Origin of the sequence: Pseudomonas sp. NFX71 (assembly GCF_048079215.1) — a bacterium.
In the GTDB taxonomy this organism is placed as follows: Bacteria; Pseudomonadota; Gammaproteobacteria; order Pseudomonadales; family Pseudomonadaceae; genus Aquipseudomonas; species Aquipseudomonas fluorescens_B.
This window is the reverse complement of sequence record NZ_CP182230.1, coordinates 2,989,361-3,011,369: the sequence shown is the minus strand read 5'-3', so window position 1 is coordinate 3,011,369 and position 22,009 is coordinate 2,989,361. Positions and strand designations below refer to the sequence as shown.

At 59.9% G+C, this 22,009-nt stretch carries 17 protein-coding genes; 10 read left to right on the top strand and 7 right to left on the bottom strand.

Translation table 11 applies throughout. The features are described 5' to 3' along the window. The 4 genes from ACM1ZW_RS13795 to ACM1ZW_RS13780 all read left to right on the top strand — a co-directional run bounded on the left by ACM1ZW_RS13795 (window position 1) and on the right by ACM1ZW_RS13780 (window position 4,998). The gene (locus ACM1ZW_RS13795) at window positions 1–1,566 is read left to right on the top strand and encodes an MBOAT family O-acyltransferase (RefSeq protein WP_017336625.1); all 1,566 of its coding nucleotides are present in this window, start codon (window positions 1–3) and stop codon (window positions 1,564–1,566) included. Between the two features lie 11 nt (window positions 1,567–1,577). Then, window positions 1,578–2,753, top strand: a complete 1,176-nt coding sequence (locus tag ACM1ZW_RS13790) for an alginate O-acetyltransferase (protein ID WP_017336624.1) — start codon at window positions 1,578–1,580, stop codon at window positions 2,751–2,753. A 14-nt stretch (window positions 2,754–2,767) separates the two neighbouring features. Beyond that, window positions 2,768–3,421, top strand: coding sequence for an alginate O-acetyltransferase AlgF (locus tag ACM1ZW_RS13785; protein WP_414879408.1), 654 nt, complete (start codon window positions 2,768–2,770; stop codon window positions 3,419–3,421). A 125-nt stretch (window positions 3,422–3,546) separates the two neighbouring features. Further along, window positions 3,547–4,998, top strand: a complete 1,452-nt coding sequence (locus ACM1ZW_RS13780; protein WP_017336622.1) for a mannose-1-phosphate guanylyltransferase/mannose-6-phosphate isomerase — start codon at window positions 3,547–3,549, stop codon at window positions 4,996–4,998. A gap of 97 nt (window positions 4,999–5,095) precedes the next feature. On the opposite strand, the gene ACM1ZW_RS13775 is transcribed toward ACM1ZW_RS13780, so the two are convergent. Together ACM1ZW_RS13775 and ACM1ZW_RS13770 are read right to left on the bottom strand one after the other, a co-directional pair. Then, window positions 5,096–7,774 carry an RHS repeat domain-containing protein gene (locus tag ACM1ZW_RS13775; protein WP_416740710.1) on the bottom strand — a complete coding sequence of 893 codons (2,679 nt, stop codon included), beginning with the start codon at window positions 7,772–7,774 and terminating at the stop codon, window positions 5,096–5,098. A gap of 66 nt (window positions 7,775–7,840) precedes the next feature. Next, complete coding sequence (locus tag ACM1ZW_RS13770) at window positions 7,841–10,582, bottom strand: RHS repeat domain-containing protein (RefSeq protein WP_416740709.1); 2,742 nt, start codon at window positions 10,580–10,582, stop codon at window positions 7,841–7,843. Between the two features lie 202 nt (window positions 10,583–10,784). Here ACM1ZW_RS13770 and ACM1ZW_RS13765 point away from each other — a divergent pair, with 202 nt between their 5' ends. The 3 genes from ACM1ZW_RS13765 to ACM1ZW_RS13755 all read left to right on the top strand — a co-directional run bounded on the left by ACM1ZW_RS13765 (window position 10,785) and on the right by ACM1ZW_RS13755 (window position 12,638). Continuing rightward, window positions 10,785–11,249, top strand: a complete 465-nt coding sequence (locus ACM1ZW_RS13765; RefSeq protein ID WP_017336620.1) for a hypothetical protein — start codon at window positions 10,785–10,787, stop codon at window positions 11,247–11,249. A gap of 33 nt (window positions 11,250–11,282) precedes the next feature. Next, on the top strand, window positions 11,283–12,107 hold the full coding sequence (locus ACM1ZW_RS13760) for an SDR family oxidoreductase (RefSeq protein WP_416740708.1): 825 nt from the start codon (window positions 11,283–11,285) through the stop codon (window positions 12,105–12,107). Window positions 12,108–12,242: 135 nt separating this feature from the next. Then, window positions 12,243–12,638, top strand: a complete 396-nt coding sequence (locus ACM1ZW_RS13755; protein ID WP_416740707.1) for a DUF4440 domain-containing protein — start codon at window positions 12,243–12,245, stop codon at window positions 12,636–12,638. A gap of 96 nt (window positions 12,639–12,734) precedes the next feature. Here the strand turns inward: ACM1ZW_RS13755 and ACM1ZW_RS13750 are convergent, their stop codons facing one another. The 4 genes from ACM1ZW_RS13750 to ACM1ZW_RS13735 all read right to left on the bottom strand — a co-directional run bounded on the left by ACM1ZW_RS13750 (window position 12,735) and on the right by ACM1ZW_RS13735 (window position 17,612). Continuing rightward, entirely contained in the window at window positions 12,735–13,583 is an 849-nt protein-coding gene (locus ACM1ZW_RS13750) for an efflux RND transporter periplasmic adaptor subunit (protein WP_416740706.1), read from the bottom strand. 25 nt (window positions 13,584–13,608) lie between these two features. After that, window positions 13,609–13,809 (bottom strand): DUF1656 domain-containing protein, encoded by a 201-nt coding sequence (locus ACM1ZW_RS13745; RefSeq protein ID WP_007896379.1) that lies wholly within the window; start codon window positions 13,807–13,809, stop codon window positions 13,609–13,611. Continuing rightward, window positions 13,799–15,991: an FUSC family protein gene (locus tag ACM1ZW_RS13740; protein ID WP_416740705.1), complete on the bottom strand. Its 2,193-nt coding sequence runs from the start codon at window positions 15,989–15,991 to the stop codon at window positions 13,799–13,801. Before ACM1ZW_RS13740 ends, ACM1ZW_RS13745 begins: the two co-directional genes overlap by 11 nt. A gap of 121 nt (window positions 15,992–16,112) precedes the next feature. Continuing rightward, entirely contained in the window at window positions 16,113–17,612 is a 1,500-nt protein-coding gene (locus tag ACM1ZW_RS13735) for an efflux transporter outer membrane subunit (RefSeq protein ID WP_416740704.1), read from the bottom strand. A 214-nt stretch (window positions 17,613–17,826) separates the two neighbouring features. Here ACM1ZW_RS13735 and ACM1ZW_RS13730 point away from each other — a divergent pair, with 214 nt between their 5' ends. Together ACM1ZW_RS13730 and ACM1ZW_RS13725 are read left to right on the top strand one after the other, a co-directional pair. Beyond that, window positions 17,827–18,795, top strand: a complete 969-nt coding sequence (locus tag ACM1ZW_RS13730; RefSeq protein WP_017336614.1) for a LysR family transcriptional regulator — start codon at window positions 17,827–17,829, stop codon at window positions 18,793–18,795. Between the two features lie 138 nt (window positions 18,796–18,933). Further along, window positions 18,934–19,908, top strand: coding sequence for a 2-hydroxyacid dehydrogenase (locus ACM1ZW_RS13725; RefSeq protein WP_414879402.1), 975 nt, complete (start codon window positions 18,934–18,936; stop codon window positions 19,906–19,908). A gap of 38 nt (window positions 19,909–19,946) precedes the next feature. Here ACM1ZW_RS13725 and ACM1ZW_RS13720 read toward each other — a convergent pair whose 3' ends face one another. Beyond that, complete coding sequence (locus ACM1ZW_RS13720) at window positions 19,947–20,849, bottom strand: DMT family transporter (RefSeq protein ID WP_416740703.1); 903 nt, start codon at window positions 20,847–20,849, stop codon at window positions 19,947–19,949. Between the two features lie 276 nt (window positions 20,850–21,125). On the opposite strand from ACM1ZW_RS13720, the gene ACM1ZW_RS13715 reads away from it, so the two are divergent. Further along, on the top strand, window positions 21,126–22,001 hold the full coding sequence (locus tag ACM1ZW_RS13715; protein ID WP_416740702.1) for a helix-turn-helix domain-containing protein: 876 nt from the start codon (window positions 21,126–21,128) through the stop codon (window positions 21,999–22,001). Window positions 22,002–22,009: the final 8 nt, after the last annotated feature.

The window sequence follows — 22,009 nt, the reverse complement described above, 5'->3', positions numbered from 1 at the left end:
ATGGTATTTTCATCCAACGTGTTCCTGTTCTTGTTCCTGCCGATCTTTCTCGGCATGTATTACTTGAGCGGAATACGCTATCGCAACCTGCTGCTGCTGATCGCCAGCTATGTGTTCTATGCCTGGTGGCGCGTGGACTTCCTCGCGCTGTTCGCCGCCGTCACGCTGTGGAACTACTGGATCGGCCTCAAAGTCGGCGCCGCAGGCGTTCGGACCAAACCGGCCCAGCGCTGGCTGCTGCTCGGCGTGGCTGTCGACCTGTGCATTCTCGGCTACTTCAAGTACGCCAACTTCGGCGTCGACAGCATCAACGCGATGATGACTTCGGTCGGTCTGTCGCCGTTCATCCTGACCCATGTGCTGTTGCCGATCGGGATCTCGTTCTACATCTTCGAGTCCATCAGCTACATCATCGACGTCTACCGTGGTGACACCCCGGCAACGCGCAACCTGATCGACTTCGCGGCGTTCGTGGCGATCTTCCCGCACCTGATTGCCGGTCCGGTGCTGCGTTTCCGCGACCTCGCCGACCAGTTCAACAACCGCACCCACACCCTCGACAAGTTCTCCGAAGGTGCCACGCGGTTCATGCAGGGTTTCATCAAGAAGGTCTTCATCGCCGACACCCTCGCGGTGGTGGCCGACCACTGCTTCGCCTTGCAGAACCCGACCACGGGTGATGCCTGGCTCGGCGCCCTGGCCTACACCGCGCAACTGTATTTCGACTTCTCCGGCTACAGCGACATGGCCATCGGCCTGGGCTTGATGATGGGTTTCCGCTTCATGGAAAACTTCAAGCAGCCGTACATCAGCCAGTCGATCACCGAGTTCTGGCGTCGCTGGCACATCAGCCTGTCCACCTGGTTGCGTGACTACCTGTACATCACCCTCGGCGGTAACCGCAAAGGCACGCTGATGACCTATCGCAACCTGTTCCTGACCATGCTGCTCGGTGGTCTGTGGCACGGCGCGAACATCACTTACATCGTGTGGGGTGCATGGCACGGCATGTGGCTGGCAATTGAAAAAGCCCTGGGCCTGAACACCTCGCCACGCAGCATCAACCCGATCCGCTGGGCACTGACGTTCCTGCTCGTGGTCATGGGCTGGGTGATCTTCCGCTCGGAAAACCTGCACGTCGCCGGTCGTATGTACGGCGCAATGTTCAGCTTTGGCGAATGGTCGCTGTCGGAACTTAATCAGGCCAGCCTCACCGGTCTGCAAGTGGCGACCCTGGTGGTGGCTTACATGACCCTGGCGTTCTTCGGTATCCGTGACTTCTACAGCAACCTGCCGCCTGAGAAGACCAAGCCTGTTGTGAACGTCGAGGCCGATGGCCCGGCTGCCGCGACGCCTGGAATGATCAAAGCCGTACCGGGCGACAACCCGGCCAGCATCCACGAACCGGGTTACACCGTCGGCGTTGAAGCCACCGTGCAACCGGCCTACTGGACGGCGGACTGGTCGCGTTACGTGATGCGCACGCTGGTACTGGTGTTGTTCATCGCCTCGATTTTCAAACTCTCGGCGCAAAGCTTCTCGCCGTTCCTTTACTTCCAGTTCTGAGGGATCTGACCATGACCCGCTCATTACGTATCTTCTACATCACCTTGTTCATGGTGACCCTGCTGGTGCTGGGCCTGTGGTCGACGCGCAGCTTCCTCGGCTTCAGCACCAACGCCGACGCGACGGTGCTCAACGGCCGCTGGGCGAAAGCCGTGGAAACGCATTACGACGACGAGTTCCCGATCAAGCGCCTGGGCACCAATCTCTGGGCCGCGCTGGATTTCAAACTGTTCAACGAAGGTCGTCCGGGCGTCGTGCTCGGCCGTGACCAGTGGTTGTACAGCGATGAGGAATTCAACCCGATCGTCAACGAAGAGCTGAACCTGCAAGGCAACTACGCGCTGGTCGAAGGCGTACGCCAGGCACTGAAAGCCAAAGGCGTGAAACTGGTGATGGCGATTGTGCCGGCCAAGACTCGCCTGTACCCGGAACACCTGGGCGAAGAGAAGCCTTCGAGCATTCACGCCAACCTCTATGAGGACTTCCACGCCCGTGTGGCGGCGAACAAGATCCTCGCCCCCGACCTGTACGGCCCGTTGCTGAAGGCCAAGCTCGACGGTCAGCAAGTGTTCCTGCGCACCGACACCCACTGGACCCCGGAAGGCGCACAAATCGCCGCCGAGACCCTGGCCAAGACCATTGCCGAAAAAACCCCGCTCAGCGGCGAGCCACAACGTTTCGTCACCGAGCCGGCAGAGACAGTGACCCACAAGGGAGACCTGCGCTTGTTCCTGCCGCTCGATCCGCTGTTCGAAAACCTGATGCCGGCGACCGAGCCGTTGCAGAAACGCAACACCGTGGTGGCCGACGATCAGGCTGGCGGTGATGACGCGCTGTTCGCCAACACCGAAGTGCCGGTGGCCCTGATCGGCACCAGCTACAGCGCCAACCCGAACTGGAACTTCGTCGGTGCGTTGAAACAAGCGCTGAAGAGCGACGTGGTCAATTACGCCGAAGACGGCCACGGCCCGATTCTGCCGATGCTCAGCTACCTGAAAAGCGATGCTTTCAAGAACAGCCCGCCACAAGTGCTGATCTGGGAGTTTCCTGAACGTTATCTGCCTGTGAACAACGAAATCGGCGACGCCGACCCACAGTGGGTCGCAGAGCTCAAAGAAGCCGGCGCCCGCCAACAAAACGTAGCCGCAAACACTAAATCCGAGACGCCCGACCGGGCGCAAAACTGAAAGAGAGGTACACCATGACTTTCACTACTACTCCTCGCCGTCTCGCCAAGACCTTTGCACTTGTTGCTGGCATGAGCGTGTTGTCGATGTCCGCCTTCGCGGGTGACTCCGCGCTCTACGGCCCGACCGCACCGAAAGGCTCGAGCTTCGTGCGTGTCTACAACGCCGGCAACGCTGAAGTCAGCGCCACCGTCGGCAGCACCAACCTGGCCGACGTCGCGCCGCTGTCCAGCACCGACTTCAGCTTCATGCCGGGCGGCGACTACAGCGCCAAGGTCGGCAGCCAGACCCTGCCGGTGAAACTGGCCGGTGATCACTATTACACCCTGGTCAACAACGCCAGCGGCGCACCACAACTGATCGAAGAACCGCCGTTCAAGAACAAGCAGAAATCCCTGGTTCGCGTGCAGAACCTGAGCGACAAGGCCTTGACCCTGAAAACCGCTGACGGCAAGACCGAAGTGGTGCCATCCGTGGCCGCCAAGGGCCGTGGCGAGCGTGAAATCAACCCGGTCAAAGTCAGCCTGGCGCTATACGATGGCGCCACGAAAGTGGGCGACGTGAAGCCGGTTGCCCTGGAACGCGGTGAAGCGGCGGTGCTGTACGTCACCGGCAACGGCAGCAGCCTGTCGCCAGTCTGGGTAAAACGCCCGGTTTCGACGCGCTAAAAATTTGCCTGATTGACCCCGTCCCCCTGTGGGACCGGGTCGTCAGTCGGGCTACGGAATAAGAACAAGAGTGAAACGACAGAACGCAGTAGCTCTGACCCATACGATTTTCAAGGAGTAACAACATGATTCCGGTGATCTTGTCAGGTGGTAGTGGCTCACGTCTTTGGCCGCTTTCCCGTAAGCAGTTCCCTAAGCAATTCCTCGCCCTGACCGGCGAACACACGCTGTTCCAGCAAACCCTGGAACGCCTGGTGTTCGAAGGCATGGACACCCCGATCGTGGTCTGCAACAAGGACCACCGTTTCATCGTCAACGAGCAACTGGCCAACCGTAAACTGGACACCCAGCGCATCCTGATGGAACCGTTCGGTCGCAACACCGCGCCGGCCGTTGCCCTGACCGCGATGATGCTGGTCAATGAAGGTCGTGACGAGCTGATGCTGGTGCTGCCAGCCGACCACGTGCTGGAAGACCAGAAAGCCCTGCAACGCGCCCTGGCCCTGGCCACTGTCGCCGCCGAAAACGGCGAAATGGTGCTGTTCGGCGTCCCGGCCACCAAACCGGAAACCGGCTACGGCTACATCAAGTCGACCAACGACTCACTGCTGCCTGAAGGCGTCAGCCGCGTCTCGCACTTCGTTGAAAAACCTGACGTCAAACGCGCCACCGAGTTCGTCCAGTCCGGCGGTTACTTCTGGAACAGCGGCATGTTCCTGTTCCGTGCCAGCCGCTTCCTGGAAGAGCTGAAAAAACACGATCCGGACATCTACGACACCTGCCTGCTGACCCTTGAGCGCAGCGAACAGGATGCCGACACGGTCACCATCGACGAAGCCACCTTCGCCTGCTGCCCGGACAATTCCATCGATTACTCGGTCATGGAAAAAACCCAGCGCGCCTGCGTCGTACCACTCACTGCAGGCTGGAGCGATGTCGGTTGCTGGGCGTCGCTGTGGGAAGTGAATGACAAAGACGTCAACGGTAACGTCACCAAAGGCGACGTGGTCATTCAGGACAGCAAGAACTGCATGATCCATGGCAATGGCAAACTGGTGTCGGTGATCGGCCTGGAAAACATCGTGGTCGTCGAAACCAAGGACGCCATGATGATCGCGCACAAGGACTCGGTCCAAGGCGTGAAACAGATGGTCAACACCCTCAACGAACAGGGTCGCAGCGAAACCCAGAACCACTGCGAAGTCTATCGTCCGTGGGGCTCCTACGACTCGGTCGACATGGGCGGGCGCTTCCAGGTCAAGCACATCTCGGTCAAACCGGGCGCGTGCCTGTCGCTGCAAATGCACCACCACCGCGCCGAACACTGGATCGTGGTCAGCGGCACCGCCGAAGTGACCTGCGATGAGAATGTGTTTCTGCTGACTGAAAACCAGTCGACCTACATTCCGATTGCTTCGGTTCACCGTTTGCGCAACCCGGGCAAGATTCCACTCGAGATCATCGAAGTGCAATCGGGCAGCTATCTGGGTGAAGACGATATCGAGCGGTTTGAAGATATCTATGGTCGGTCTACGCCGATCGAGCGCGGCGTGTCGGTGAAAACCATCGCGCAGTAAGTAGTTGGTAAAAACAAGCCCCCGTCCAGACCACTGCGTTCCCTATCCGCAGTGGGTTGGGCGGGGGCTTTTTCACGGCTCACCAAGTAGATAGTTTTTACTTCACAACTTGTAAATCTTTTCCAAACCGAGCTGACAACTTGGACTTTTTATTTTCATATTCCTGAACAGAGATCCACCCACCCTCATAATTAACTTGAACAGCCTCACTCGGGATATCCCCTCCCATATAAAAAGTCTCAATCTCCCCCTGCCCTAAATACCCCAACACATTAACCAGACTGGGAATTCTAATTACTCTATTTTCAATCAGTCGCTCGGCGTCTGTCAGAACTATATCGGCAGTAGTTCTAAACCCCGCTTTTACCGAATCCGAGCGGGTATTAACACGAACCAAAATATTCCCATCTCTTTTCGAGAATCGCCTAGCAACATTAATATCAGGAGTGAAAGACAGTACCTTTCCTGCAAGCCCAGATTGCATTCCACTGTGCTGAAAAATCTGCGCAAAGAATTCGTCACCGCTTGGCTCTGCTGCTCCATTTGCTCTTATCAGCCCCGTAGAACTAATTGCACCAACGTGGTGACTACGATAAAGAAAACCTTCAATCTTCAAGTTCTGCTGCGCGACGTTATTGTTAATATTCCCCTTAAATACATTCAAATCCGCAATACTGCTCGCCTTACCCTCCCTTTGCGCAAGAGTAAAGATTGCACGGTCATATACAGAGGCACTCGGTCCTGGCGCACTTGGCTTTCTTGACTGGTCAGCCCTCCCGCCCTTCCATTTTGAAACAACCCATTTACGCAAACTAGCAAAGGTACTTCTCAGACCATTAAAATTTCCAGATGATGCCAACCCCATGACATCGATCTCATTTATCGGTGCGTTTCTAATCATCCGATATAAATTAAGACCATCAACAGTTCCCGCCGGATCGGGATTCAACCACCGCTGCAACCACGGTATGTAATACCTGAACCCATAGCAATAAAGCCCTGTCGCGTCCCGCTCCTTCCCCGAATACCGCACGGTTTTGTAACTGACCTGCACCGCTTCGCCATTACTCCACGCCGTGCCGCCAAACGGGTAATACCGTTCCTGGGTGATGACGTTGGCGTCCTGATCCAGCTCCAGCGTGCTCGAGCCCAGATGATCCGTCAGGCTGTAGCGCTGCTGATTGTTGGTGATCTCATTCGGTATTCCCACCTCCCAGTGCAACACCCGCACGCTGCCGCGCCCGGTCGCTACCTCGATGACGTGCAGCACTTCGCCAGTGCCGCTGTGGGTGCGGATTTCCAGAGCGGGCAGATAGAGCGTTTGGGCGAAAACCGTTCGGGCGTTGGTTTGCAGAGAGCGCACCTTGCAAACGCGCATTCCATCAGCACCGTAGACATAGCGCTCGCTGTCGCTTTCGGCACCGTCGCGCTCCACCGGCCGGACCTCACACAATTGATTGCGCACATCCCAATGCAATGTCCGCCCCGGTTGCAGCTTCAGCAAGTTGCCATTGGCGTCGAAGTTGTTGCGGAAATCCTCCTCACCCGGCTCGATACCATCGCGCACCGGCAGGCAGCGGTTGCTGTGGGCATCCGCAACCAGCCGATGGCCGTGGTTTTGTGGGCCGACGTGGGTCAGTTCGAGCAGGTTGTTGCCGTCGTCATAGCGGTAGGTCTGGCGGTAGTTGCCAGGCATGGCGGGGTCCGCCGTCATCGCCGATAACGGGCCGTGTTTGACCCAACCGGCCTCCCAGCCTGTGGCCTCGATCAGCCGGTAAAGCGTGTCATAAAAGTAATGACTGACCGGCTCGATGCGCTGATTGGCGAAGTAGCGGATCGGCAGCGCGGCGTCTTCGATGCTTCGCACATTGCCGACCGGGTCGTAGGTATAACGCAGGTCCTGCAACGGATCATCCTGACCGAGTCGGGACAGCAGGCGTTTCAAGCGTCCGTCTTCGGCGGCGTATTCGAGGGTGGTGATCACGCCATTGCCGGCGACTTCCCTCTCGACCTGGCCGTGGGCGTTGTAGCTGATGGCGCTGATGATCGGCAGGTGTTGGGGCGTATTGTTCAAACGCAGATCCACGGTGCATAACTGACCGTCCACGGTCTGGCTGAAGCGTTGTTCGTTGCCTTGGGCATCGGTCCGGGACAACAGGTCGCCCAATGGGTTAACGCGTGAATACGTTGAAAAAGACTGCGCGCTTTCGCCAAAACCCCGCTCCTGCTCGAGTACCGCGCCGGTCAATCCGTAGTCATTAAACAGCACAGCCCCGGCCGGGTCCTCGTGACAGATCGATCGGCCGCATTGGTTGTGATCAACGAACGCCTGATCGTTGGCCGCGTAAGTCAAACGCTCAGCGCAAACCGCGTCGCCCGCCGCAGCTTGCTCGAACAGCGCCGTCAATCGCACTTGATCGTCGTAGTGCATCCAGCGTTGCGAACCCCGGCCGTCCCAGCTGTGAACCGCCTGACCTGCCTCGCCGAACAGGCTTATGCGCAAACCTGCATCGACACTGACAGTGCACAGAGCAGTTCCGGAGAGTCCGTGAATCATGCTCAGGTTGGCCGGCGCCGAGGCATGCAGGAACAACCGCGGATCCCACTGCGCGTTCTCTCGCCCTGCCGGGTCATGGACCGTGCGATTGACCCGCGCTTCGGCATCCGCCCCCTCCTCTGCACGGTAATAATCCACCGAGCGCACAGCCAAGCTGCGCGGTTCAATGACCATCAGTTTTGGGGTGTGGCGGTGTATGGCCGGTGTGGGAGCGCGCATTGTGGTTGCCTTTTACGATGCTTGCATGTGAGTCAGTATGGCAAGCTCTAGATCTTGCCCACCGCTTCATTTTCTCCATATTTTTTGTAACTCAGCAGCGTGACCCAGTCGCTCCTCGACATACGCAGCTGACAATGAAGAAATCTTAGTCCTGGAAGGAGACCGATAATTGTGCAAGTTCGATCTATCGCTCCCAGAGAACCATACATTGAACATTTTTCTTTCCAACACTGATTGTTTTATCTGACGAACGATGCGCGCATCCAGTTCTTTATTACCTGACTTCAACGGAAATTTTATTTCGGCATTTCTCTCTAGAAACCAATCCTCGATAGAGTTATCCAACGGAACAGGATCAGGGCCAATGACTTCAAGAACCTTACCAATGGCAAAGTTCTTATGAGCCCCCGTATGCGCCAAAGGGAATATCGGCCACGCATCGGCGTACACGACTTCCCCTACGCGAGAGTCGCCAATCACCACAAAGTTATGATCTACACCCTCAGCCGCTACTCGATAAATTGGATCCCGTCGCGATGAAGCGCTTGCCAGCAATTGGAAGTTGACTTTAGCGAACTCCGCACAATTCCCTGCACCATGGTACACAATCTGAGGGACCGGGAGGTCTTCAGCTCGAATCATATGCATTCGATTGTGAGATTGTCCCCTCGTTCTCCAGGCTTCAAGAGCTTGATTATCAGAACCTAAATACAGCAACACTTTAGAAACTTTATTCGCTGTATCAGCCAGTATCAGATTATCCATGACGCGTTCTTCGACGTGGTGTGTACGCACGACAGGATGAGCATCCGTATGTTGCATCGATATACTCTTAATGTGCATTTGCTCGGCAGGAATGACCTGACGACCATTGAGCCCAATCAAGTTTGCCTGCCAAGGAGTGACATTCGAAACATCAATGAGCCCTAACCCTTGAACATCCTTGTAAGAAACCGGATTTCCATTAACAAAAGCAAATACATTCGGACCATCCTGCATTCCCGCCGGATCCGGATTCAACCAGCGCTGCAGCCCCGGTACGTAATACCTGAACCCATAGTAATAAAGCCCTGTCGCATCCTGCTCCTTCCCCGAATACCGCACCGTTTTGTAGCTGACCTGCACCGCCATACCGTTTGACCAGGCCGTTCCGCCAAACGGGTAATACCGTTCCTGAGTGATGATCTTCGCGTCCTGATCCAGCTCCAGCGCGCTTGAGCCCAGATGATCCGTCAGGTTGTAACGCTGCTGGTTGTTGATGATCTCATTCGGTTTTCCAGCCTCCCAATGCAATACCCGCACGCTGCCGCGGCCGGTCGCTATGTCGATGACGTGCAGCACTTCGCCGGTGCCGCTGTGGGTGCGGATTTCCAGACCGGGCAAGTAACGGGTTTCAATGACTACCGTTTGCGCATTGGTTTGCAGCGAGCGGACTTTGCGCACGCGCATGCCGTCAGCGCCGTAGTCGTAGCATTCGAAATCGTCAGGACCAGCGTCGCGTTTGACCGGCCGGACTTCGCGCAGTTGATTGCGCAGATCCCAGGTCAGCGCTTGTCCCGGTTGCAGGCTCAGCAGGTTGCCGTTGGCATCGAAGCCGCTGCGGAAATCGTCTTCGCCCGGTTCAATGCCATCGCACACCGGCAGGCAGCGGTTGCTGTGGGCATCCGCAACCAGCCGATGGCCGTGGTTTTGCGGGCCGACGTGGGTCAGTTCGAGCAGGTTGTTGCCGGCGTCATAACGGTAGGTCTGGCGGTAGTTGCCGGGCATGGCGGGGTCCGCCGTCATCGCCGATGACGGGCCGTGTTTGACCCAACCGGCCTCCCAGCCTGTGGCCTCGATCAGCCGGTAAAGCGTGTCATAAAAGTAATGACTGACCGGCTCGATGCGCTGATTGGCGAAGTAGCGGATCGGCAGCGCGGCGTCTTCGATGCTTCGCACATTGCCGACCGGGTCGTAGGTATAACGCAGGTCCTGCAACGGATCATCCTGACCGAGTCGGGACAGCAGGCGTTGCAGGCGTCCGTCTTCGGTGGCGTATTCGAGGGTGGTGATCACGCCATTGCCGGCGACTTCCCTCTCGACCTGGCCGTGGGCGTTGTAGGTGATGGCGCTGACCATGGGCAGCCATTCCAGCGTGTTGTTCAAGCGCAAGTCCACGGCGCATAAATGGCCGCCCACGGTCTGGCTGAAGCGTTGTTCGTTACCTTGTGCATCGGTTCGGGACAGCAGATCGTTCAACGGATTGAATCGTGAGTGCGTGGCGAAACCGGGAGACGACTCCTTGGCAAAACGCCGCTCTTGCTCGAGTATCGCGCCGCTCAATCCGTAGTCATTGAACAGCACAGCCCCAGCCGGGTCCTCGTGGCAGATCAATCGGCCGCATTGGTTGTGATCGGCGAATGCCTGATCGTTGGCCGCGTAAGTCAAACGTTCCGCGCAAAACGCCTCGCCCTCCGCCGCTTGCTCGAACAGCGCCGTCAATCGCAGCTGATTATCGTAGTGCATCCAGTGCTGCGAACCCCGACCATCCCAGCTGTGAACCGGCTGCCCCCCCTCGCCGAACAGACTCACATGCAGACCGGCATCGACACTGAGGGTGCACAAAGCCGTGCCCGACAGGCCATGAATCGTAACCAGATTGGCCGGCGCCGAGGCATTCAGGAACAACCGCGGATCCCTCTGCGCAATCGCCCGCCCCGCAGGGTCATGGACTGTGCGATTGACCCGCGCTTCGGCATCCGCCCCCTCCACGGCACGGTAGTAATCCACCGAACGCACAGCCAGCCCCCGCGGTTCAACGACCATCATTCTTGGGCTGTCGCGGTGTATGAAAGCCAGGTGAGGCCGCATCAGGCGTCTTCATGTCGATTTGCACCAGCTAATGCTGAAAACCCACGCATGGCTACTGTCACAAATTACAGGCTCGACAAACGGTCGCCCTCACCACGCCCATCGCCAAGTCCACCCTCCCTTAGGTAGGATGAGCCTCTCTCCTGCGAGGTTGTGCGACATGTTTATCGGCGTCCTGTTGGTCATCACCTGGCTGATCCTGTTGCTGCGTTACCCGGCCAAGGCCTTGCCTGTCTCGGTGGCGGCCGCCATTGGACTGGGTGTGGTAGCCACCTGGGTGATCTGGATGGACAACCGCGAGGTCAAGCAACTGGCGCGGCTTGAGTTGCGCATCACTTATGCGCCGGAGCACTGCCCGGCGGATCGCCCGCTGCTGTTGAAAATGAACAACGGCAACGACGTGCCGCTGACCGAGCTGCGTTGGCGCATCGCCGCGTACGCACCGGGCGACACAGTCAATCTGGCCGACAACCAATACACCGCGCCGCGTTATCGCGGTCCCGGTGAATTGCAGGCCGGCGCGAACTGGGAAGACTGTTTGCCCATGCCGCCGCTGCGCCCCGGCTATCGCCCGCAAACCCTGGAGTTTCGCGCCGAGCGTTTGCAGGGTAGTTTCTCCGACTGATCCCTTTTCTCTCTTCTGCACAAGGACCGCGCCATGCCCGTTGCGTTGATTACCGGTTGTTCCAGCGGCATTGGCCGCGCCCTGGCCGATGCCTTCAAAGGTGCCGGCTATGAAGTCTGGGCCAGTGCGCGCAAGGCTGAGGACGTGGCGGTTTTGACCGCCGCCGGGTTCACTGCCGTGCAGCTGGACGTCAACGATGGCGCGGCACTCGAACAGTTGAGCGAACAGATCAATCAACGGCATGGCGGCCTCGATGTACTGATCAACAACGCCGGTTATGGGGCGATGGGCCCGCTACTGGACGGTGGCGTACCGGCCATGCAACGGCAGTTCGAAACCAATGTGTTTGCCATCGTCGGCGTGACGCGCGCGCTGTTTCCGGTGTTGCGCCGGGCCAAAGGGATCGTGGTGAATATCGGCAGTGTGTCCGGCGTATTGGTCACGCCGTTCGCGGGCGCGTATTGCGCGTCGAAAGCGGCGGTACACGCCTTGAGCGATGCGTTGCGCATGGAACTGGCGCCGTTTGGCGTGCGGGTGATGGAGGTACAACCGGGTGCTATCGCCTCCAGTTTTGCCAAGAATGCAGGAGCTGAGGCCGAGCAATTGATCAGCGAGCAGTCGCCGTGGTTTCCACTGCGAGAAGGCATCCGGGCGCGAGCCAAGGCGTCTCAGGACAACCCGACGCCGGCCAGTGAATTTGCTGCCGGGTTGCTCAAGGCTGTGCAGCAGGGCAAGCCGCCGCGGCTGATTCGTTTGGGCAATGGCAGCCGGGCGTTGCCGTTGTTGGCGGGGTTGTTGCCCAAGGGGTTGCTGGAGTCGGGGTTGATGAAGCGGTTTGGGTTGCGTGGGCAGCTCTGAGACCGAGTTGACGCCATCGCCAGCAGGCTGGCTCCCACAGGTCATGCACAGATTTTGAAATAGCGCTAATCCTGTGGGAGCCAGCCTGCTGGCGATGGCGTCAGAACAGGTTCTGCACATTTTTCAGGAAACAACATGACCGACTACACCGAATACTTTGACGAAGTGATCCAGGCCCATGTGGCCATCGAACAATGGCTGGCCGAAGAACGGGATGCCACTGAACTTGAACGCCTGCTGACACGTTTTTCGCCGCAGTTTTCCATGGTCTCGCCGTTGGGCCGGGTGCTGGATTTTGCGGCGTTGAACGAGTTGTTCACGCTAGCGGGCGGCAAGAAACTCGGGTTCCGGATCGAGCTGAGCGAATTGCGTGGCCTCGCGTTACATGACGGTGGTGCAACCGTGAGTTACCGCGAGCAACAGACCGATGCCACCGGCCTGCACTCCGATCGTCGCTCGACCGTGGTGTTCGAGAAGGTGGAAGGCAGAATTCTTTGGCGGCATTTGCATGAAACTTTCTGCAAGGCGTGAGACCGAATCGCGCCCTTCGCGAGCAAGCCCGCCCCCACATTCGATCGTATTTATCCAGGAAAAACTCGGTCAAGTGTGGGAGCGGCGGTGCGAAGATCAGTTAACCACCACCGTGCACGTAATCCCCGCCGCCAACAGCACCCCTTCCGGCACTTCATCAATGTGAATCCGCACCGGCACGCGCTGTGCCAAGCGCACCCAGTTGAAGGTCGGGTTTACATCCGCAATCAGCTCACGACTTTCCGGATTGTCGCGGTCGTAGATACCACGCGAGATGCTTTCCACATGCCCCTTGAGCACTTCGCCGCTCATCAGTTGCATGTCGGCCTTATCACCGACGCGCACGTGGGGCAGCTTGGTTTCTTCGAAGAAGCCGTAGACCCAGAACGAATTCATGTCGACCACGGCCATTTTCGCTTCGCCGATGCGCGCGTAGTCGCCGCGATGGACGTTGAGGTTGGTCACATAACCGTCCACCGCCGCCCGCACTTCGGTGCGTTTGAGGTTCAGTTCGGCCGCTTCCAGCTGCGCTTGCGCATGCTGGTAATCGGCGAGGGCCGAGTCGGCGATGTTGCTGGCGTCGTCGCGGTTTTCCCTGGAGATCACCAGGGCATCCATGTCGGCGCGGCGATGGGCGTTGACCTTGCGCATCTCCCACGTCGCCTTGCGTGAAGCCACCATCGCCTGCGCCTGTTTGACCGCGATGCGGTAGTGCTCGGGGTCGATGCGCATCAGCAGGTCGCCCTTTTTCACCTGCTGGTTGTCGCGCACCGGCACGTCCACCACTTCACCGGTGACGTCGGCGGCGACGTTGATGATGTCGGCGCGCACCCGGCCGTCGCGGGTCCACGGCGTGTCCATGTAATGCACCCACAGGGTCCGGCCGATCCATAGCGCGAGGGCCAGCACCAGCAGGGTCGCAAGCAGGCTGAAAAGCTTTTTCATCAGGGCCTTCTTCAGTGATAGAGAGTCAACGGTAGACAGTCAGCGCCAGGGCGCCGAACAGACAGGTAAAGAGGCTCAGGCGCAGCAGCGCCGGGTGCCAGAAAAAACGGTACAGGTCGAACCCGGACAGGAACCGGTCAAGCGCCCAGGCCAGCGCCGCGGCAATGAAAAACATCAGCGTCATGGTCGGCATGTACACGCCGTGGAAGGCGATTTCACGAGGCATGTTCAAGTCCTTGAGGCGGGGTGTTCACGTAAGCAGCGAGCGGTGATTGCGGGTCGAGCAACGAAGTGCGGATGAAGTGCAGGTAGCTCTTCACCCGACGTAATGCCGAGGTATCGAAGTGCGGGGCGAAGGGTTCGTCGGTGGCTTGTACGCGGCTGATCGCATGGTCCACCGCGATCAGGCCGCGCTCCAGATTGCTCTGGCTTGGTTGCAGGAACAGCCGCACCAGCGAGCGGCCCATTACGCGGATGGCCTGGCGCCACGGCTGCGATTCGGCATACGCCGGGTGCACCGGCAGAATCGCCTGTTCCTTGCGCAGTTCGATGATCGCGTGACCGACTTCCAGCACCACGAACATCCAGCGCAGCAAGCCCCGTTGCACCTGCGGCTGGCCGGCCGCGAGACCATAGGCCTGATGCAGCAAGTCACGCGTGCGGCTTTCGAAACTTGAGGCCAGGCCTTTGAGCTTGCCGCTGATCGCGTACACCACCTGTCCACGCAGATCCTGCTCCAGCCGACGCCACAACCAGCGACTGTTGGGCGGCAGGATGATCGCCCCCGCCGCCGCGCACACCAGCATGCCGAGCACCATGGCGATGTAGTCGTTGATGAAGGCGTAAGGGTTGTAGACGGTGAGGTTATCCGGCACCGAACCGGTGCTGAAGAAGATCAGCAAGCCGAGACCGACGCCGGCGTATTGCGGGCGCGAGGTCAGGAACGAACCGAGCACGATCACCGGCGCAAGCATCACGCACAGCAAGGGAAAACCGTCGATCCACGGGAAGATGAAAAACATCTCGACGAAGCCGATCAGCGCGCCGAGGAACGTGCCGCAGGCCATCTGGAACGCCATGCGTTTTGGATTGGGCGTTGCGGCGGACAACCCGACAGTCGCCGCTGCAATCAGGGTCATGGTCGCCCCGCTCGGCCACGCCGTTGCGACCCAATAGCTGCCGAGTACAACCAGAATGAATGCCGCGCGAATCCCCGAAGCGGCGGATGCCAGCCAGTTGGTTTGCGGGGTGAACGGCTCGTCCCATCGCTCGCGCTCATGGCGGTGATCGGCCAGGGACGCGTGGGTCTGCGCATAACTGTGCAGGTCGTCGACAAAACGGTAGAGCAGCTCGTACGCGGTGTGGAAATCGAGCAGTTCGGCGTCGCTCGGGTTGCGCTCCTGAAAGCTCGCCCGCAGGCTGCGAACCCTGGCCGGCAGCCCTTCCTTGTAAACGCTCAGCGCGATGACCAACCGTGCCGCATCGGGGCTGGTCAAGGCACGACCGCTGAAACCGTCAAGCACTTCCGCCAGGTCTTGCAAGCCCGGTTTGATGGCTGCGACCACGTGATCGGCATCGCAGCTGCGCAAGCGTTCAAGCAGTTGGTGCAAGGCGTTGAAGCGCGTCGTGATGCCCATGAACTCGCTGTTCAGACGACTGAGTCGACCGTTGCGCCGACGCATGTGCGGGTCTTCGAACACGGTGACGCTGCGCAGCCCTTCCAGGCCGACCGCCTCAGCGATGAAGCGCACATTGCTCGCTTCAAAAGCGTCCCGCTTGCTACGACCGCGCAAACCATCGGTGACGAACAAGGCGAACACACCGAAGCGCTGATACAAGGCGTTGCGCATTGCCGCACTGGCGGTTTGCGGCAGGATTGCGGCGCTGACCACGGTGGCGCAGAGAATCCCCAGCGAGATTTCCAGCACGCGCCAGACCGCCGCCATGAATGCGCCGTCCGGATGTGCAAGCGCGGGCAACCCGACCATCGCCGCCGTATAGCCGGCCAGGACAAAACCATACGCACGGAAGTTGCGATAACGTGCGGCACCCGCCGAGCAGATGCCGACCCAGATCGCCAGCGAACCGAGGAACAGTTCGGTGTTTTGCGCGAACAAGGCAATCAGCGCGACCATCACGGCCGACCCGGTCAAGGTGCCGAGAAAACGGTAGAAACTCTTGGCGAACACCTGACCGCTTTGCGGCTGCATGACGATGAACACCGTGATCATCGCCGTGCGCGGCTGCGGCAATTCCAGACGCATCGCCAGCCACAGGGTCATGAACGCGGCGATCAACACCTTGAAAATGTAGACCCAGGTCACGCCGTCACTGCGTGCCCAGTCAAAGAAACCCCGGCGCCATTCGAGGGAATACAGCCAGCGCAGAGGTGCGGGCAAGGGGGTCATGGAATCCTGCTCAGTAAAACCTGTGGGAGCCAGCCTGCTGGCGATAGCGGAGTGTCAGTCGACATCAATGTTGGTGGTGGCCCCCTCATCGCCAGCAGGCTGGCTCCCACAGGTAGTGTGTTCAACGCAAAAGGCTCGGGGTCTTCGGGGCCTGGGTCTGTTCGGCGGTCGGCACATCGTTGCCCGTACCGAGTCCACCGCCGAGCGCCGTCACCAGTTCGGCATGCGCACTGAGCCGCGCAGCCTGAACCTGTTGCTGCACCTGCTGCTGTTTGAACAACAACGTCTGGGCGTTGAGAACGTTGAGGTAATCGGTGAGCCCGCGTTGCCAGGCGATCATCGCGATGTCGTAGGTTTTCTGCGCGGTGGCCACGGACTCGGCGGCGAAGGTTTGCTGCTTGTCCATGGACTCGCGGCGGATCAACTGGTCGGAGATGTTCTTCAGCGCGTTGACCAGCGTCTGGTTGTACTTCGCCACAGCGATGTCATAACCGGCGGAGGTTTCACCCAGTTCGGCCCGCAAACGGCCACCGTCGAAAATCGGCAGCGAGATCGCCGGGCCGACGCTGTAATTGAGTTTCCTGCCGGTCAAAAACTCCAGCGCTCCGCCGCCAGTGGCCATGTAGCCGAGGCTGCCGACCAGATCGACGTTGGGGTAGAAACCGGCGTGAGCCACATCGATGCCCCGCGCTTGCGCCGCGACTTGCCAGCGACTGGCGACCACGTCCGGGCGTTGGCCGAGCAATTGCGCGGGCAGCGACGACGGCAATTTCAGCGCCGTGGCCAACGCCAGCGTCGGCCGCTGCAACTGCGCACCGTCGCCCGGCCCCTTGCCTGCAAGGGCTGCGAGCTGGTTGCGGCTGAGGGCTATCTCCTCATCAAGGGCATCGAGCTGGCGGTGGGTTTCCGGCAGCGGCGTTTCGGCCTGGCTGACTTCGAAGTGCGTGCCGATACCGCCGCTCAGACGCTTCTGTGCGAGGTCGAGAATTTGCTGTTGCTGTTTCAGGGTCGCAGCGACGATGTCCCGTTGCGCGTAATGCAGCGACAGTTCGATATAGGCGCGCACGATATTGTTCTGCAATTCGAGCTGGGCCAGGCGCGCTTCGGCGACGCTCATGTGCGCCATGTCCACGGCACGCTCGGTGGCATTGCTTTCGCGGCCCCAAAGGTCGAGGGCGTAACTGAAGCCCAGTGCAGCGTTGTTGTCCCAGGTCGTCGTATTGGCCAGCTCGCCCGGCCCGTAGAACTGATCGGAGGGCCAGTTGTGGCGCTTGAGGGTGGATTGGCCATTGATCTGCAGCGACTCGGCGGATTCGGCGATGCCGGCCATGGATCTGGCCTGACGCACTCGCGCGGCCGCCATGGCCATGGTCGGGCTGCCTTGCAGGGCGAGGTCGATCCAGCGATTCAGTTGCGGGTCGCCGTAGGCTTGCCACCATTGTGCGGTGGGCCAGTGAGCGTCCTGCGCGGCGCTCTGGATGGCTTCGTCGGTGGCCAGTGAATTGGCCTCCAGTGCCTTGCCCTGCGGGGCAATACCTCCGGTTCCGATGCAGCCGCTGATTGCCAGGGTTAAAGCCAAAACACTGAGCGTCTGAAGCGCTCTGCTGATGCGACGCGGCACTGCTGCGATTTCCTGAGAGGGGGAGAAGTCTCCCCTGTAGGAGCTGCCGAAGGCTGCGTCTACAGGAGTGCCCGCAATTCTAGGGGTGGGTCCTGGTCGCGATAAGCCGGGATTCCTGTGAATCTTTGTTACCGTTCACGCGATAATCCCTTGGTCGGGGTCTCAGATCCTGAAACGTTGTGTCACAATTTGCCATCGCACCCGAGAGCACCCCATGGACACTTTGCAAAACATGCGCGCCTTCAGTTACGTGGCCGAGGCCGGCAGCTTCACCGCCGCCGCCGTGCAACTCGACACCACCACGGCCAACGTCTCGCGCGCGGTCTCCAACCTGGAAGCCCACCTGCAAACCCGCCTGCTCAACCGCACCACCCGCCGCATCGCCCTGACCGAGGCCGGCAAGCGCTACCTGTTGCGCTGCGAGCAGATCCTGGCCTACGTCGAAGAAGCCGAGGCCGAGGCCAGTGACGCCCACGCGCGCCCGGCCGGGCAGCTCAAGGTGCACACCATGACCGGCATCGGTCAGCACTTCGTGATCGACGCCATTGCCCGCTATCGCAAGACTCACCCTGACGTGACCTTCGACCTGACCATGGCCAACCGTGTGCCGGACTTGCTCGACGAGGGTTACGACGTGTCGATCGTCCTTGCCAGCGAACTGCCGGATTCGGGTTTCGTCTCCCAACGCCTGGGCATCACCTACAGCATCGTCTGCGCCTCGCCGGCGTATGTGAAAGCCAACGGTTGCGCGCATAAACCCAGCGACTTGCTGAACCATGCGTGCCTGCGCCTGGTCAGCCCGGTGATCCCATTGGAGAAGTGGACCTTCGACGGGCCTGAAGGTCAGGAAATGGTCACCATCCACAGCTCGCCGTTTCTGGTGAACTCGGCGGACGCGATGAAGACCGCGATCACCAGCGGCATGGGCGTCGGCGTGTTGCCGGTGTATGCGGCGATTGAAGGGTTGCGTAACGGTTCGCTGGTGCGGGTGATGCCGAATTACCGGTCGCAGGAACTGAACCTGTACGCGATCTACCCCTCGCGGCAGTACCTGGATGCGAAGATCAAGACCTGGGTCGAGTATTTGCGCGGTTCGTTGCCGGATATCCTGGCGGCGCATCAGGCGGAACTGGCGGCGTATGAGTTGAGCGGGAGTCTGGCAGGGGCTCGACTGGCGAACTAACCCCACCCACCTGTAGGCGCCGGCTTGCTGGCGCCTACGAAGGGCTGCGGACGCCCGGTAGCTTCGGGGGACTCGCACACTATCCGGGAAGAATGTTAGCGTGCTTGGCATTCTCCCCGCCCGACGAGCCCTCCTCCCATGAAAAAAACCGTCCTCGCCTTCAGCCGCATCACGCCAGACATGATCGAACGCCTCAAGCAGGACTTCGACGTCATCGTGCCCAACCCGAAAAACGGCGACATCAACGCTCAATTCAACGAAGCCCTGCCCCACGCCCATGGCCTGATCGGCGTGGGTCGCAAGCTTGGCCGGGCGCAACTGGAGAACGCGAGCAAACTGGAAGTGGTGTCCAGCGTGTCGGTCGGCTACGACAACTACGACGTCGCCTATTTCAACGAACGCGGGATCATGCTGACCAACACGCCTGATGTCCTCACCGAAAGCACCGCGGACCTGGCCTTCGCCCTGCTGATGAGCAGCGCCCGCCGTGTTGCCGAGCTGGACGCCTGGACCAAGGCCGGCCAATGGCAAGCGACCGTCGGCGCCCCGCTGTTCGGCACCGACGTCTATGGCAAAACCCTGGGCATCGTCGGCATGGGCAATATCGGTGCGGCCATCGCCCGTCGCGGTCGGCTCGGCTTCAACATGCCCGTCATCTACAGCGGCAACAGCCGCAAAACCGCGCTGGAACAAGAACTCGGCGCGCAGTTCCGCAGCCTGGATGAGCTGTTGGCCGAGGCCGATTTTGTCTGCCTGGTGGTGCCGCTCAGCGAGAAAACCAAACACCTGATCAGCCGCCGAGAACTGGCGTTGATGAAGCCCAGTGCGATTCTGATCAACATCGCCCGTGGCCCGGTGGTGGACGAACCGGCGCTGATCGAAGCGCTGCAAAACAATCAGATCCGTGGCGCCGGGCTGGATGTCTACGAGAAGGAACCGTTGGCCGAATCGCCGCTGTATCAACTGAAAAACGCAGTGACCTTGCCGCACATCGGCTCGGCGACCCACGAAACCCGCGAGGCCATGGCCAACCGTGCGCTGGCCAATCTGCGCAGCGCACTGCTGGGCGAGCGGCCGCAGGATCTGGTCAATCCGCAAGTCTGGAAAGGCTGACTGACACGGGCAGACGTGGTTGACGTCTGCCCGGCCAATTACGCCAGCTTGCCGTTCCCCTGCACCATCGGCGCCTTGGGTTTACGAAACACCAGCACGTTACCCAGCATCACCAACACCAGCCCTGCCAGCGCCGGTGCGGTCCATTGGTAGCCTTCGACAAACGCCGACACATTGAGCGCCACCACCGGGAACAACACCGTGCAATAGGCTGCACGCTCAGGGCCCATGCGCCCGACCAACGTCAGGTAGGCCGTGAAACCAATCACCGAACCCGGAATGACCAGGTAAAGCAGCGAGCCGATATAACGTGCATTCCATTCGATGTCGAAGGGAATGCCTTTGACCAGGCACCACACCGACAGCATCGCCGCGCCGTAGGCCATGCCCCAGGCGTTGGTGGTCAGCGGCTTGAGACCGGCCTTTTGCTGCAGGCTCGACAACATGTTGCCCGCCGAGAAACACAGCGTTCCAAGCAACGCCAGCCCCAGGCCAAGCAAGGTTTCGGGGCTGGCGGTGTGGCCAACCAGTTCTGGCCAGAACAGCAAACCCAGCCCCAGCAAACCGAGTGCACCACCCAACAGAACGTTGCGGGCGATCTTCTGGCCGAAGAACACCCGCGCATTCAGGGCATTCCACAGCGTGGCAGTGGAAAACACCACGGCCACCAGGCCGCTGGGTATCCACTGGCTGGCGGTCAGGAAGCACATGAAATTGATGCAAAACAGGCACAGCCCTTGCGCCAGGCAGATCAAGTGCCCGCGACGGTTCATCACTTGCAGCTTGCGGCTGAGCAACAGCAGCACGAACAGCACCAGTGCGGCGAGGCCGAAGCGATAGACGATCGACACCGGAATCGCCACCACCCCCAATTGCCATTTCAGGGCAATCCAGGTGGTGCCCCAGATCAGTACGGTCAGCAGGTACAGCGAAAGGTTCATGGCGAAGGCTCCGGATGGTGCAATGCGGTCTGCTTTTGTGGCGAGCGAGCTTGGCTCCGGGCGGCGATCCGACGCGGGGCTGCGAAGCGACCCTTTTTTGTGAGTGCTGCGCACTCAAGCGGGAGCAAGCTCCCTCGCCACAGGGCATTGCCTGATTAAGGATCCAGTGTGCTGCGCCGAACGCGCACGCACTTGCATAAACTTGCGCTTTTGTCGGCCCGGAGGCTGGCAGGCCAATGTCTACGGAGTAGGATGCGAAGCGTTGGAGAAACGATCATGCCCGCACTGGAAACCCTGCAAGTCTTTCAAGCCCTCAACCGCTCGCCCAATGCTCGCCTCGAGCACAGCGCCGAGCTCGGTGACGGCATGGCTGCAGCCTTGTGGAGCAACCATCACGATGCCCAGGATTACGAGGCGCCGAGCCATCACACCTTGTCCTGTTACATCGCGGGCGGCACCGGTACCTTTCGCCGTGACCAGCCCGGCACCAAGGGCGGCCCGGACAAACTGTGTATCCTGCCCGCCGACCATCAGTCAGGCTGGGTGATCAACGGCGACATTCGCCTGGCGCACCTGTATTTCAGCCCCGAACAGTTCGCCCTCGGCTGCGTCACCCTGCTGGACCGCGAGCCTCGCGAGCTGCAATTGCGCGAAGGGACGTTTCTCGACGACCCGCAACAAGCCCGACGCTTTCACCAGATGCTCACGCTCAACTGGGATGAACCCGGCGAACGCCTGCTCACCAGCAGCCTGGCCCATGAGATGCTCAGCCACGTGTTGCTCTGCCAGGTCGGGATGCGCGAGGGTTTGCGGCTCAAGGGTGGTTTGGCTGCACATCAGCGACGGCAGTTGGTCGAGTTCATCGACCATCAGTTGGCCGAAGCCATCAGCCTGGGGCAGTTGGCGGGCTTGTGTGCGCTGTCGGAATATCACTTTGCGCGGATGTTTCGGGAGAGCTTTGGATTGCCGCCGCATCAGTATGTGTTGGCGCGGCGCTTGAGCCGGGCGCAGGAATTACTGCGCGCGACATCGCAGCCGTTGGGGGAGATTGCGCTGGCCTGCGGGTTTGCCAGTGCGAGTCACTTTACCAACCGGTTTCGGCAGGTTCTCGGCGGGACGCCTGGCGAGTATCGGCAGGCGTTTTTGCGCTGATTGAGAGT

Excerpts from the sequence above, each read along its gene's own strand:
- ACM1ZW_RS13715 (WP_416740702.1), top strand. The coding sequence starts at position 21,126 with ATGCCCGCACTGGAAACCCTGCAAGTCTTTCAAGCCCTCAACCGCTCG.
- ACM1ZW_RS13765 (WP_017336620.1), top strand. The coding sequence starts at position 10,785 with ATGTTTATCGGCGTCCTGTTGGTCATCACCTGGCTGATCCTGTTGCTG.
- ACM1ZW_RS13780 (WP_017336622.1), top strand. The coding sequence starts at position 3,547 with ATGATTCCGGTGATCTTGTCAGGTGGTAGTGGCTCACGTCTTTGGCCG.
- ACM1ZW_RS13750 (WP_416740706.1), bottom strand. The coding sequence starts at position 13,583 with ATGAAAAAGCTTTTCAGCCTGCTTGCGACCCTGCTGGTGCTGGCCCTC.
- ACM1ZW_RS13745 (WP_007896379.1), bottom strand. The coding sequence starts at position 13,809 with ATGCCTCGTGAAATCGCCTTCCACGGCGTGTACATGCCGACCATGACG.
- ACM1ZW_RS13760 (WP_416740708.1), top strand. The coding sequence starts at position 11,283 with ATGCCCGTTGCGTTGATTACCGGTTGTTCCAGCGGCATTGGCCGCGCC.
- ACM1ZW_RS13770 (WP_416740709.1), bottom strand. The coding sequence starts at position 10,582 with ATGATGGTCGTTGAACCGCGGGGGCTGGCTGTGCGTTCGGTGGATTAC.
- ACM1ZW_RS13795 (WP_017336625.1), top strand. The coding sequence starts at position 1 with ATGGTATTTTCATCCAACGTGTTCCTGTTCTTGTTCCTGCCGATCTTT.
- ACM1ZW_RS13720 (WP_416740703.1), bottom strand. The coding sequence starts at position 20,849 with ATGAACCTTTCGCTGTACCTGCTGACCGTACTGATCTGGGGCACCACC.
- ACM1ZW_RS13725 (WP_414879402.1), top strand. The coding sequence starts at position 18,934 with ATGAAAAAAACCGTCCTCGCCTTCAGCCGCATCACGCCAGACATGATC.
- ACM1ZW_RS13785 (WP_414879408.1), top strand. The coding sequence starts at position 2,768 with ATGACTTTCACTACTACTCCTCGCCGTCTCGCCAAGACCTTTGCACTT.
- ACM1ZW_RS13790 (WP_017336624.1), top strand. The coding sequence starts at position 1,578 with ATGACCCGCTCATTACGTATCTTCTACATCACCTTGTTCATGGTGACC.
- ACM1ZW_RS13775 (WP_416740710.1), bottom strand. The coding sequence starts at position 7,774 with ATGCGCGCTCCCACACCGGCCATACACCGCCACACCCCAAAACTGATG.
- ACM1ZW_RS13755 (WP_416740707.1), top strand. The coding sequence starts at position 12,243 with ATGACCGACTACACCGAATACTTTGACGAAGTGATCCAGGCCCATGTG.
- ACM1ZW_RS13730 (WP_017336614.1), top strand. The coding sequence starts at position 17,827 with ATGGACACTTTGCAAAACATGCGCGCCTTCAGTTACGTGGCCGAGGCC.
- ACM1ZW_RS13740 (WP_416740705.1), bottom strand. The coding sequence starts at position 15,991 with ATGACCCCCTTGCCCGCACCTCTGCGCTGGCTGTATTCCCTCGAATGG.